This is a genomic window from Leclercia adecarboxylata, assembly GCF_035787115.1.
Classification (GTDB): Bacteria; Pseudomonadota; Gammaproteobacteria; order Enterobacterales; family Enterobacteriaceae; genus Enterobacter; species Enterobacter adecarboxylatus_E.
In genome coordinates this window covers 1,282,064-1,294,267 of the sequence record NZ_JALKTL010000001.1, presented here as the reverse complement: position 1 = coordinate 1,294,267, position 12,204 = coordinate 1,282,064, and the positions used below count along the sequence as shown (strand labels likewise).

Below are 12,204 nucleotides of genomic sequence, written 5' to 3'. Positions count from 1 at the left end.
CTATGATCTACCCTGATGAAAATATGCTGTATGCACCGGTGGAATGGCAGGATTGCTCCGAAGGCTATACCGACATTCGCTACCACAAATCGGCGGACGGCATCGCCAAAATCACCATTAACCGTCCGGAAGTGCGTAACGCCTTTCGCCCGTTAACCGTCAAAGAGATGATCCAGGCGCTGGCGGATGCCCGTTACGACGACAACATCGGCGTGATTGTCCTGACCGGGGAAGGTGAGAAGGCGTTCTGCGCCGGTGGCGATCAAAAAGTGCGCGGCGACTACGGCGGATATCAGGATGACTCCGGTGTGCACCACCTCAACGTGCTCGACTTCCAGCGTCAGATCCGCACCTGCCCGAAACCGGTTGTCGCGATGGTTGCTGGTTTCTCGATTGGCGGTGGTCACGTGCTGCATATGATGTGTGACCTGACCATTGCCGCCGAAAACGCCATCTTTGGTCAAACCGGCCCGAAAGTCGGCTCCTTTGACGGCGGCTGGGGCGCGTCCTACATGGCGCGCATCGTCGGACAGAAAAAAGCACGTGAAATCTGGTTCCTGTGCCGTCAGTACAACGCCCAGGAGGCGCTGGATATGGGGCTGGTTAACACCGTGGTGCCGATTGCCGACCTCGAAAAAGAGACCGTGCGCTGGTGTCGTGAAATGCTGCAAAACAGCCCGATGGCGCTGCGTTGCCTGAAGGCGGCGCTGAATGCCGACTGCGACGGTCAGGCCGGACTGCAGGAGCTGGCAGGCAATGCCACCATGCTGTTCTACATGACTGAAGAGGGCCAGGAAGGGCGTAACGCCTTTAACGAGAAGCGCCAGCCGGACTTCAGCAAATACAAACGGAATCCGTAATGCGCAGGGTGCAGATCTACCGCTGGCAGGTACCGATGGACGCGGGTGTGGTCCTGCGTGAGCGGCGGTTGAAAACCCGCGACGGTCTGTTCGTTCATCTGCAGCACGGTGGCCGGGAAGGGTGGGGAGAGATCGCCCCCTTGCCGGGCTTCAGTCGCGAATCGCTGCAGGAGGCGGAAGCTGCACTGCGGGCATGGTGTATCGCCTGGCGCAACGGTGAAGCGCCGCTGCTGCCAGGTTTGCCTGCGGTAGATTTTGGCATCAGCTGTGCGCAGGCTGAGCTGGACGGCACCCTGCCGGAACAGGCGGACTATCGCGCCGCGCCGCTTTGTACCGGCGACCCCGATGAGCTGTTTGCCGTGCTGGCAGCGATGCCAGGCGAAAAAGTAGCGAAAATCAAGGTCGGTCTGTATGAAGCGGTTCGTGACGGCATGGTGGCGAACCTGCTGCTGGAGGCCATCCCGGATCTGCGTTTGCGGCTTGATGCCAACCGGGCCTGGACCCCGCTGAAAGCGCAGCAGTTTGCGAAATACGTTAATCCAGCCTGGCGCGATCGCATTGCCTTTCTGGAAGAGCCCTGTAAAACCCGTGCGGACTCGCTGGCCTTTGCCCGGGAGACCGGCATCGCCATTGCCTGGGATGAAAGCCTGCGCGAGGACGATTTTGCATTCGTTGCCGAGCCGGGAGTCAGGGCGGTGGTAATTAAACCCACGCTCACCGGCAGTCTCGCGAAGGTCCACGAGCAGGTGCTGGCGGCCCATGCCCTCGGGTTGACGGCAGTGATCAGTTCGTCGATTGAGTCGAGCCTCGGTCTGACCCAGCTGGCGCGCATCGCCGCACGGTTCACGCCGGATACGATCCCAGGCCTGGATACCCTTAACCTGATGCAGACGCAGCTGCTGCGATCCTGGCCGGGCAGCACCTTACCATGCCTGGGCTGCGAGGCGCTGGAGCCGCTGCTATGACCTTTACTGACTGGCCCTGGCGGCACTGGTGCGCCTCTAAATCTGACCAACTGGCATTGCGGCTTAACGACGAAAGCCTGAGCTGGCGCGAAGTCTGTCGGCGTACCGATGCGCTGGCAAGCGGTTTTATGCAGCAGGGCTTGCGGGAAGGCGATGGGGTGATGCTGCAGGCGCATAATCATCCCGACACGCTGCTGGCCTGGCTGGCGCTGCTGCAGTGCGGGGCGCGTATTCTGCCGGTGAACCCACAGCTGCCGCGTTCACTGCTGGAGGTCCTGCTCCCGCCCCTGACGCTGCGGTTTTCGCTGGTGCTCGACGGCGAGGGAGGATATTGCGGCCTCTCTGCCCTGACGCTTGCACCATTACAGGGCAGTAGAGGTGCCGTCTGGCAGCCTGAGCGGCTGGCGACCATGACCTTAACCTCAGGTTCTACCGGGTTGCCGAAAGCGGCGGTGCACACCTTTGCCGCCCACCTTGCCAGTGCCGAAGGGGTGCTGTCCCTTCTGCCCTACGCCGGGGAGGACGACTGGCTGCTCTCCCTGCCGCTGTTCCACGTTTCCGGACAAGGGATCCTGTGGCGCTGGCTGCTGGCGGGTGCCCGTCTGACCGTTTGTGAAAAACGGCCCCTGGAGCAAATGCTGCGAGGCTGTACCCATGCCTCTCTCGTACCCACCCAGCTCTGGCGTTTGCTTAACGCAGGCAAGGATGTGGCGCTTAAAGCGGTACTGCTGGGCGGCGCGGCGATCCCCGGAGAGTTAACCCAGCGCGCTGCCAGCCGGGGCATTCGCAGCTGGTGCGGCTATGGCCTGACGGAGTTTGCGTCCACCGTGTGTGCCAAAGAGGCGGACGGCCGGGCGGATGTCGGCGTGGCGCTGCCGGGCCGGGAGGTAAAACTAGTGGAGGGCGAAGTGTGGTTAAAGGCCGCCAGCATGGCCAGCGGTTACTGGCGTGATGGCAGGCTGGTGAGTGTTGCCAACGCGCAGGGCTGGTTTGCTACCCGCGATCGCGGTGAGATGACGGACGGACGCCTGACGATCCTCGGTCGCATGGATAATCTCTTTTTCAGTGGCGGGGAAGGGATCCAGCCGGAGGAACTGGAGCGGGTGATAGGCACCCATCCTCAGATAAGCCAGGTGTTTGTGGTTCCCCTGGATGATACCGAGTTTGGGCAGCGGCCGGTGGCGGTGGTTGAGTGCGAGGCGGGAGCGGATATCGCCCAGTTACCGCACTGGCTCAGCGACAAGCTGGCGCGCTTTCAGCAGCCGGTGCACTGGCTGGTGCTACCGGCTGAGCTGAAAAATGGCGGCATTAAGATCTCCCGTCGCGCCCTGCAACAGTGGGTTCATCAGACACTGAAAGGTTGAGTTGCGATCCTGCTCGTGAAAGGCAGCGACCAGGCTTCCCTGCATCGCATGCTGTGCTATTTTCCGCCTAAGGACACTGGCGCAAGGGAAAATATGCACAGCCCATCAACCCCCACGCCGCATGATGCGGTGTTTCGTAAAATCTTGTCGCAGCCGGAGGCGGCGCGCGATTTTTTAGCGATTCATTTACCTGAAAAATTCCGCGTACTGTGCGATCTCTCTTCGCTTTGTCTGGAGTCGGGTAGCTTCGTCGAAGAGGATCTTCGGCTCAGTTATTCCGACGTCCTCTATTCGGTCAACGTCTCTTCCGGCGCCGGCTATATCTATGTGTTGATTGAACATCAAAGCACCCCGGATCGGCATATGGCTTTTCGTCTGATGCGCTACGCCATTGCCGCGATGCAGCGTCATCTCGAAAAAGGGTATCGCGAGCTGCCGCTGGTGATCCCGCTCCTTTTTTATCACGGCAAAACATCGCCTTATCCCTGGTCACTACGTTGGCTCGATAGTTTTGCCTTGTCTGAGCAGGCTGAATCGCTTTATACCGGGGCGTTTCCCCTGGTGGATATCACCTGCATACCTGACAAAAGCATTATGCAACACCGTCGGGTTGCGATGCTGGAACTGCTGCAAAAACATATCCGCCAACGGGATATGCTGGAGCTCCATGAGCATCTGGTCAGTCTCCTGGCGCTGGGATACACTAGCCATGCCCAGTTGAAAACGTTGCTGAACTATCTTCTGCAGGCCGGTCACACCGCCGATCCCGCAGCGTTTTTGCAGGCATTAGCACAGAGGACGAAGGATCATCAGCATAAGGAGACGTTAATGAATATCGCGCAATTTCTCCGGGAAGAGGGCATGGCACAAGGATTAAGTCAGGGAATTAGCCAGGGCCGAGCGGAAGGTATCGAACAGGAGGCGCTTCGCATCGCGAAGGCCATGCTGGAAAATGGCCTGCAGCCAGAAATGGTTGCCCGTTTGACCGGGCTGGCCCCGGAGATTGTCGAGCGGGCCAGGCATTAAACACGCACAAAACGGGAGCCTGGGCTCCCGTTTTGTTTTTTTACTTCTCTTCGGCCAGGCGCATCAGCGCCGCCTGGACACCCGCGCCATAGTGCGGATGGACTTCACTGAACAGGGCAATCTGGCGGGCCTGAATAAACGCCGGCACATCCTGCATATCCCCGGCGATGCGTTCAAACATGCGCTGCTGCTCTTCCGGGCTCAGGAGTTCAAACAGTTTACGCGGCTGGCTGAAGTAGTCGGTATCTTCACGATGATTCCAGTGGTCAGCGGCACCTTCAAGGGACAATGGCGGTTCACTGAAGTCTGGCTGTTCCTGGAAGACACCGAAACTGTTTGGCTCATAGGTTGCGCCGTTGCCGCTGTTGCCGTCCACCCGCATGGCGCCGTCGCGGTGATAGTTATGGAACGGGCAGCGCGGGGCATTAACCGGAATTTGATGGTGGTTGACGCCTAAGCGATAGCGGTGCGCATCGCCATAGGAGAAAAGACGTCCCTGCAGCATACGATCCGGTGAGAAGCCAATCCCCGGCACCACGTTAGCGGGCGACATCGCCACCTGCTCGACTTCCGCAAAGTAGTTATCCGGGTTACGGTTCAGTTCAAGCACACCCACTTCCATCAGCGGATAGTCGCCGTGCGGCCAGACTTTGGTCAGATCAAACGGATTGTAAGGCACCTTCGCGGCATCGCTTTCCGGCATGATCTGCACGTAAAACGTCCAGCGTGGGAAATCGCCTTTTTCGATGGAGGTGAACAAATCACGCTGTGAGCTTTCGCGATCTTCTGCGACCAGGCGTTTGGCTTCATCGTCCTGCAGGTTCTCAATACCCTGCTGCGACTTCAGATGGAATTTCACCCAGAAGCGTTCGTTGTTGTGATTAATAAAGCTGAAGGCGTGGCTGCCGAAGCCGTGCATGGTGCGATAGGAGCGCGGCAGGCCGCGATCGCTGAAGTCGATGGTCAGCTGATGCAGCGTTTCCGGCAGTTGGGAGAAGAAATCCCATTTGTAAGTGGGGTTACGCAGGTTGGTACGTGGATCGCGTTTCACGACGTGGTTAAGATCCGGAAACTTCAGCGGATCGCGCAGATAGAAAACCGGCGTGTTATTCCCGACCAGATCCCAGTTGCCCTCCTCGGTATAAAACTTGATCGCGAAGCCACGGATATCACGTTCCGCATCGGCGGCGCCGCGTTCACCGGCGACGGTGGAGAAACGGACAAAAAGATCGGTTTTTTTACCGACAGCAGAGAATAGCTTCGCGCGAGAAAAGGCGGTGATATCCTGGGTGACCGTAAAGGTACCGTATGCCCCTGAGCCTTTGGCGTGCATCCGACGTTCCGGGATCACTTCCCTGTCGAAATGTGCCAGCTTTTCAAGGAACCAGACATCCTGCAGTAGCATCGGCCCGCGTGGGCCCGCCGTGGCGACATTATTGTTATGGGCAACGGGGCAGCCGGATGCCGTGGTTAAACCTTTTTTGCTCATCTTGACTCCTTGATGGTGAATAATTGATCAATAAACGTCCTTTTTAGCGAGAGTTAATCTAAATAAATTACCCGGCTCGCCTGTTGATCTTCCGCAACTTAATCGGTGCAAACCCGTTTCGCGGGATTTAACATTGTTAAAACCTGTAAGTATCAACTCGTTACAATCTAATTTTTTATTACATCACGTCAGCGTTGATCGCAGACATATGCACGTTAAAATCACGCGGTTTGGGATTTTCTTTCAATAATTGTGCGGGATCACGACAATGAAAAAAGTGGTATTACTGGGCCTGGGCGGCCTGATGTTCGTTTCTGCGGCAGCGAACGCGATTTCCATTAGCGGCCAGGCCGGTGAGGATTACACCAACGTTGGCGTCGGTTTTGGCACGGAAACGTCGGGCCTGGCTGTGAGCGCTAACTGGACGCATAACGATGACGACGGCGATGCTGCCAGCCTCGGCCTGGGTCTGAACCTCCCTCTGGGCCCGTTCCTGGCGACGGTCGGCGGTAAAGGAATTTACACCAACCCGAACGACGGCGACGAAGGTTACGCGGCGGCATTGGGCGGTGGTCTGCAGTGGAAAATTGGCGACAGCTTTGGTCTGTATGGCGAGTATTACTACTCTCCGGACTCACTCTCCAGCGGTATCGACAGCTACGAAGAGGCGAATGTCGGCGCACGCTGGACCATTATACGTCCGATTACCATTGAAGCGGGTTATCGCTATCTGAACCTGGCGGGCAAAGATGGCCACCGCGACAACGCTATTGCTGATGGTCCGTATGTGGGCGTAAGCGCTGGCTTCTGATCCCTCTGGCGCGGCGTTCTGCCGCGCCTGTTTCTCTTTCTCACACCGCCGATTGCGTTATAGTGTTTTCACCACCTAAGCGGGAGAACACAATGATAAACGTGGAGATGCTGTCCACTGGCGATGAAGTGCTGCATGGACAAATTACCGATACCAATGCGGCCTGGCTGGCTGATATTTTCTTTGAGCAGGGATTACCGTTAACGCGCCGCAACACGGTGGGTGACTCACTGGAGGCACTGGTCAACGTTTTACGGGAGCGCAGCGAACATGCTGATGTCCTGATTGTGAATGGCGGGCTTGGTCCCACCAGCGATGACCTGAGCGCACTGGCCGCCGCGACGGCAAAAGGTGAAGCGCTGGTGCTGCACACCGAGTGGCTCAGCCATATGGAACGTTTCTTCAGCGACCGCGGCAGGGTGATGGCCCCCAGCAACCGCAAGCAGGCTGAAATCCCGGCCAGCGCCGAGCTGGTGGATAACCCGGTCGGCACCGCCTGCGGCTTTGCCATCCAGCTAAATCGCTGCCTGATGTTCTTCACCCCCGGCGTGCCGTCCGAATTTAAGGTGATGGTTGAAAAGGAGATCCTGCCGCGGCTGCGGGCCCGTTTTTCCCTGCCGGATCCCCCGATCTGCTTACGTCTTACCACCTTCGGACGTTCCGAAAGCGATCTGGCCCAAAGTCTCGATCATCTCTCTTTACCGCCAGGCGTCACGATGGGTTATCGCTCTTCCATGCCGATTATCGAACTTAAACTCACCGGCCCGGCGACGGAAAAAGCCGCCATGCTGGCGCTATGGCCGGAAGTACAGCGCGTGGCAGGTGAGAATCTGATTTTTGAAGGCACCGAGGGGTTGCCGGCGCAGATCGTGCGTGAGCTTCAGTCCCGTCAGCTCGGCCTGACCCTGAGCGAGCAGTTTACCGGCGGGCTTCTGGCTCTGCAGTTATCCCGCGCCAACGCCTCGCTGCTGGCAAGCGAAGTGGTGCCTTCTCAGGAAGAGACCCTGGCGCAAACCGCGCACTGGGCCGCAGAACGGCGAGTAAACCATTTTGCCGGGCTGGCGCTGGCGATCTCCGGGCTGGAAGAGGAGCACCTTAACTTTGCCCTTGCCACCCCCGAAGGCACGCACGGCCTGCGCGTCAAAATGAGCGCCACGCGCTACAGCCTGGCGGTGCGTCAGGAGGTTTGCGCGATGATGGCTCTGAATATGCTGCGACGCTGGCTGAACGGCAAGCCGGTTGCCAGCGAACATGGCTGGATTAACGTAGTCGATACGCTGTTCCTGCCATAATAGTTACGCGCCGGGCTCTCCTCCCGGCGCGCGTTTGTCCAGCCTGTTGTACTCGCCAGATTTTTTTCCGTGCTGTTTATCACAGAATTCCACTGCTTATGGTCCAGCAGGCTGGATCGCGCGCGAGATTTGAACCCGCTCACAAATAAAGTCTTCATCAGCCGTAACACTGATTCCAGTATTAAAGACTGGAGTCCACTATGCTGGAATCAAGCAAAGTACCGGCGCTGACTCGCGCTATCGATATTCTCAACACCATCGCCCGTCTGGGGCCATGTAGCGCCGCGACCATTATCGAGGAATTAGGGATCCCGAAGAGCACCGCGACCATTATCGAGGAATTAGGGATCCCGAAGAGCACCGCCTACCTGCTACTGGGGGAGCTGCGAAAACAGCGTTTTCTGAGTCTCGATAGTCAGGATAACTACTGCCTGTGGACCAAGCTGGTCGAGCTGGCGGGACACGCCGTTAGCCGGATGGATCTGCGCGAACTGGCCCGCCCGCGCCTGACAAGGCTGATGGACGAGTGCGGCCTGCTGTGCCATCTCGGCATCATCGATCACGACAACGCCTACTACATTCTCAAAATTGAGTCTCCGGCCACCATCAGCGTGCGCTCCCATGAGGGAAAAAGCCTGTCGCTCTCCCGCTCGGGCATTGGTAAATGCCTGCTTGCGTGGCAACCCGCCCAGGCGCAGGAGACGATCATCGCTGGCCTGAGCTGGGAGCAAGCCACCCCAACCACCATTACCGATCCTGCGCAGTTGCGTAACGAACTGGCACGCATTCGCGCCAGGGGCTGGAGCTTTGATAACGGCGAAGACTATCCCGACGTGCGCTGCGTGGCGGCCCCGGTCTTTAACGCCAGCAACGATCTCACCGCGGCAATCTCGGTGGTAGGTACCCGGCTGCAAATTAACGAAGACAACCGCGACTACCTGGCCGGCAAAGCGATTGCCTGTGCGAAAGACATTTCACGTTTACTGGGCTGGAAAAGCCCCTTCGAACAACACGCCTCATAATGTGGAGAACATCATGACCCTACCAAAGATTAAACAGATCCGCGCCTGGTTCACCGGTGGCGCAACGGCAGAGAAGGGCGCTGGCGGCGGCGATTATCATGACCAGGGAACCAACCACTGGATCGACGATCACATCGCCACCCCGATGAGTAAATACCCGCAGTATGAGCAGTCGCGTCAGTCGTTCGGGATTAACGTTCTTGGCACGCTGATCGTGGAAGTGGAGGCCGATAATGGTCAGACCGGTTTTGCCGTCTCCACGGCGGGGGAGATGGGCTGCTTTATCGTTGAAAAACATCTCAGCCGCTTTATTGAGGGCAAGTGCGTCAGCGACATCAAGCTCATCCACGACCAGATGCTTGGGGCGACGATGTACTACGCTGGCTCTGGCGGGCTGGTCCTGAACACCATCTCCTGCATCGATCTGGCGCTGTGGGATCTGTTCGGCAAGGTGGTCGGATTGCCGGTCTACAAGCTGCTCGGCGGAGCGGTACGCGATGAAATCCGTTTTTACGCCACCGGCGCGCGCCCTGACCTGGCAAAAGAGATGGGCTTTATCGGCGGCAAAATGCCAACGCACCGGGGACCGCATGACGGCGACGCCGGGATCCGCCAGGATGTGGACATGGTGGCGGAGTATCGGGAAAAATGTGGCCCGGACTTCTGGCTGATGCTGGACTGCTGGATGAGCCAGGATGTGAATTATGCCACGAAGCTGGCTCATGCCTGTGCGCCGTACAACCTGAAGTGGATTGAAGAGTGTCTGCCGCCGCAGCAGTACGAAGGCTATCGTGAGCTGAAGCGCAATGCCCCACCGGGCATGATGGTGACCAGCGGCGAGCATCACGGCACGCTGCAATCGTTCCGCACGCTGTCTGAAACCGGGATCGACATTATGCAGCCGGACGTGGGCTGGTGCGGCGGCTTAACCACGCTGGTGGAGATTGCCGCCATTGCGAAAGCCCGTGGGCAACTGGTGGTGCCTCATGGTTCGTCGGTCTACTCCCATCACGCGGTGATCACTTTCACCAATACCCCGTTCAGCGAATTCCTGATGACCAGCCCGGACTGCGCGACGCTGCGTCCGCAGTTTGACCCGATCCTGCTCGATGAACCGGTGCCGGTGAATGGCCGCATCCACAAATCGGTGCTGGATAAACCCGGTTTCGGCGTCGAGCTCAACCGTGACTGCGCCCTGAAACGTCCTTACAGCCACTAATCCGTCGCGCCGCGTACCGGCGTGGCGTCATCGTTCACTGAGGATTTTCTATGAGTACGACTCTGCTTGACAGCGTGGTCAGGAAAAACCGCGCCCGTCTGATCCCGTTCATGCTGGCGCTCTATGTGCTGGCGTTTCTGGATCGCTCTAACATCGGCTTTGCCAAGGAGAGCTACCAAATCGATACCGGGCTTAGCAACGAAGCCTATGCCCTCGGCGCCGGGATCTTCTTTGTGGTATACGCCCTGCTTGGCGTTCCCGCCAACCTGTTGATGCGTAAATTTGGCGCCCGGGCGTGGATAGGCACTACCACGCTGCTGTGGGGATTTCTCTCTGCGGCCATGGCGTGGGCCGATACCGAAAGTAAATTTCTGCTGATCCGCACCTTGCTCGGGGCCGCAGAGGCAGGTTTCTTCCCGGGAATGATCTACCTCACCTCCCAGTGGTTCCCCCAGCGCAATCGCGCCAGCATTATGGGGCTGTTCTATATGGGGGCTCCCCTGGCGCTGTCGCTCGGATCGCCGCTCTCCGGCGCGCTGCTGGAGATGCACGGTTTTATGGGCCATCCCGGCTGGTTCTGGATGTTTGTTATCGAAGGGCTGATTGCCGTTGGCGCCGGGGTCTTTACTTTCTTCTGGCTGGACGATTCCCCGCAGCAGGCGCGTTTCCTGAACCCACAGGAGAAGCAGGTGCTCATTGCTCAGCTGGCGGGGGAAGAACAAAGCAAATCCACCTCGCGGTTGAGCGATGCCCTGCGCAACGGTCGGGTCTGGCAGCTGGCCTTTATCTACATGACCATTCAGATAGCCGTCTATGGGCTGATTTTCTTCCTGCCGACCCAGGTGGCAGCCCTGCTCGGCACCAAAGTTGGCTTCACCGCCTCGGTGGTGGCGGCGATCCCCTGGGTGGCCGCGCTGTTTGGCACCTGGCTTATTCCGCGCTACTCCGACCGCACCGGCGAGCGGCGCAACATTGCCACGCTGACGCTGCTGGCAGCCGGTATTGGGGTGGGAGTCTCGGGGCTGGTGTCGCCGGTGCTGGCGATAGTGGCGCTGTGTGTAGCCGCAGTAGGGTTTATTGCGGTACAGCCGGTCTTCTGGACCATGCCGACGCAGTTGCTCTCCGGCACCGCACTGGCGGCCGGGATTGGCTTCGTCAATCTGTTTGGCGCGGTCGGTGGTTTTCTCGCCCCGCTTATCCGGGTAGAAGCCCAGAACGTGTTCGGCAGTGATGCGGCCGGGCTGCTGGCACTGGCCGGGATCGCCATTCTTGGTGCACTGGCAATCCTGGTGCTGGGGGTAACCCGCACCGCACCGCAGGCCGACCGCGTACATCATTAACATCAGGGAGTCATCATGCAGAACGTTCTTTTAAACCCCTTTAAGCAGGCCTTGCGTAACGGAGACACGCAGATTGGTCTGTGGCTCAGTTCCACCTCGTCCTATATGGCGGAGATAGCGGCAACGTCAGGTTACGACTGGCTGCTAATCGACGGGGAGCATGCGCCAAACACCATTCAGGATCTCTACCATCAGCTGCAGGCGATTGCTCCTTATACCAGCCAGCCGGTGATTCGCCCGGTTGATGGTAACCGTAGCCTGATTAAGCAGGTGCTGGATATTGGCGCCAGAACAGTGCTGATCCCGATGGTCGACAGTGCCGAACAGGCGCGGGAGATTGTCTCTGCAACCCGCTATCCGCCGTTGGGTGTGCGCGGTGTTGGGGCAGGGGTCGCACGGGCGGCACGCTGGGGACGGGTGGAAAGTTATATGGCCCGTGCTAACGACGAACTGTGCCTGCTTATTCAGGTGGAGAGCAAAACCGCGCTGGATAACCTGGATGCGATCCTGGAAGTTGAGGGAATTGACGGCGTGTTTATCGGCCCGGCAGACCTGTCCGCTTCGCTGGGTTATCCTGACAACGCCGGGCACCCGCAGGTGCAGGCGATCATTGAGCAGGCGATCCGCCGGATCCGTCATGCCGGAAAAGCTGCGGGTTTTCTGGCGGTGGATCCGGAGATGGCGAAGCGCTGTCTTGAGTGGGGAGCGAACTTTGTTGCCGTCGGGGTTGATACCATGCTTTATACCGAGGCGCTGGATAAACGGCTGGCGCTGTTTAAATCTGCCCGCGCCCCGGGAGAGAGAAGCAGCTATTAA

General features: G+C 58.7%; 11 protein-coding genes. 10 read left to right on the top strand and 1 reads right to left on the bottom strand.

The window, feature by feature from the left end; all coding sequences use genetic code 11:
* Nucleotides 1-2 precede the first annotated feature (2 nt).
* The 4 genes from menB (at nucleotide 3) to MXM41_RS06105 (ending at nucleotide 4,215) form a co-directional block, all read left to right on the top strand.
* Nucleotides 3-860, top strand: a complete 858-nt coding sequence (gene menB / locus MXM41_RS06120) for a 1,4-dihydroxy-2-naphthoyl-CoA synthase (protein ID WP_325930533.1) — start codon at nucleotides 3-5, stop codon at nucleotides 858-860.
* Nucleotides 860-1,825, top strand: coding sequence for an o-succinylbenzoate synthase (gene menC / locus MXM41_RS06115; RefSeq protein WP_325930532.1), 966 nt, complete (start codon nucleotides 860-862; stop codon nucleotides 1,823-1,825). The genes menB and menC overlap by 1 nt, the downstream gene beginning before the upstream one ends.
* Nucleotides 1,822-3,189 carry an o-succinylbenzoate--CoA ligase gene (gene menE, locus MXM41_RS06110; protein ID WP_325930531.1) on the top strand — a complete coding sequence of 456 codons (1,368 nt, stop codon included), beginning with the start codon at nucleotides 1,822-1,824 and terminating at the stop codon, nucleotides 3,187-3,189. The genes menC and menE overlap by 4 nt, the downstream gene beginning before the upstream one ends.
* A 93-nt stretch (nucleotides 3,190-3,282) precedes the next feature.
* Complete coding sequence (locus MXM41_RS06105; RefSeq protein WP_325930864.1) at nucleotides 3,283-4,215, top strand: Rpn family recombination-promoting nuclease/putative transposase; 933 nt, start codon at nucleotides 3,283-3,285, stop codon at nucleotides 4,213-4,215.
* Between the two features lie 40 nt (nucleotides 4,216-4,255).
* Here MXM41_RS06105 and MXM41_RS06100 read toward each other — a convergent pair whose 3' ends face one another.
* Nucleotides 4,256-5,704: a catalase gene (locus tag MXM41_RS06100; protein WP_325930530.1), complete on the bottom strand. Its 1,449-nt coding sequence runs from the start codon at nucleotides 5,702-5,704 to the stop codon at nucleotides 4,256-4,258.
* A 268-nt stretch (nucleotides 5,705-5,972) separates the two neighbouring features.
* On the opposite strand from MXM41_RS06100, the gene MXM41_RS06095 reads away from it, so the two are divergent.
* The 6 genes from MXM41_RS06095 to yfaU all read left to right on the top strand — a co-directional run bounded on the left by MXM41_RS06095 (nucleotide 5,973) and on the right by yfaU (nucleotide 12,204).
* Nucleotides 5,973-6,515: a YfaZ family outer membrane protein gene (locus MXM41_RS06095; RefSeq protein WP_325930529.1), complete on the top strand. Its 543-nt coding sequence runs from the start codon at nucleotides 5,973-5,975 to the stop codon at nucleotides 6,513-6,515.
* Nucleotides 6,516-6,607: 92 nt separating this feature from the next.
* Entirely contained in the window at nucleotides 6,608-7,807 is a 1,200-nt protein-coding gene (locus MXM41_RS06090; protein ID WP_325930527.1) for a nicotinamide mononucleotide deamidase-related protein YfaY, read from the top strand.
* A 200-nt stretch (nucleotides 7,808-8,007) separates the two neighbouring features.
* On the top strand, nucleotides 8,008-8,829 hold the full coding sequence (locus MXM41_RS06085) for an IclR family transcriptional regulator (protein WP_325930526.1): 822 nt from the start codon (nucleotides 8,008-8,010) through the stop codon (nucleotides 8,827-8,829).
* A gap of 13 nt (nucleotides 8,830-8,842) precedes the next feature.
* The gene (gene rhmD / locus MXM41_RS06080) at nucleotides 8,843-10,048 is read left to right on the top strand and encodes an L-rhamnonate dehydratase (protein ID WP_325930524.1); all 1,206 of its coding nucleotides are present in this window, start codon (nucleotides 8,843-8,845) and stop codon (nucleotides 10,046-10,048) included.
* A gap of 50 nt (nucleotides 10,049-10,098) precedes the next feature.
* On the top strand, nucleotides 10,099-11,388 hold the full coding sequence (locus tag MXM41_RS06075; protein ID WP_325930523.1) for an MFS transporter: 1,290 nt from the start codon (nucleotides 10,099-10,101) through the stop codon (nucleotides 11,386-11,388).
* A 15-nt stretch (nucleotides 11,389-11,403) separates the two neighbouring features.
* The gene (gene yfaU / locus MXM41_RS06070) at nucleotides 11,404-12,204 is read left to right on the top strand and encodes a 2-keto-3-deoxy-L-rhamnonate aldolase (RefSeq protein ID WP_325930522.1); all 801 of its coding nucleotides are present in this window, start codon (nucleotides 11,404-11,406) and stop codon (nucleotides 12,202-12,204) included.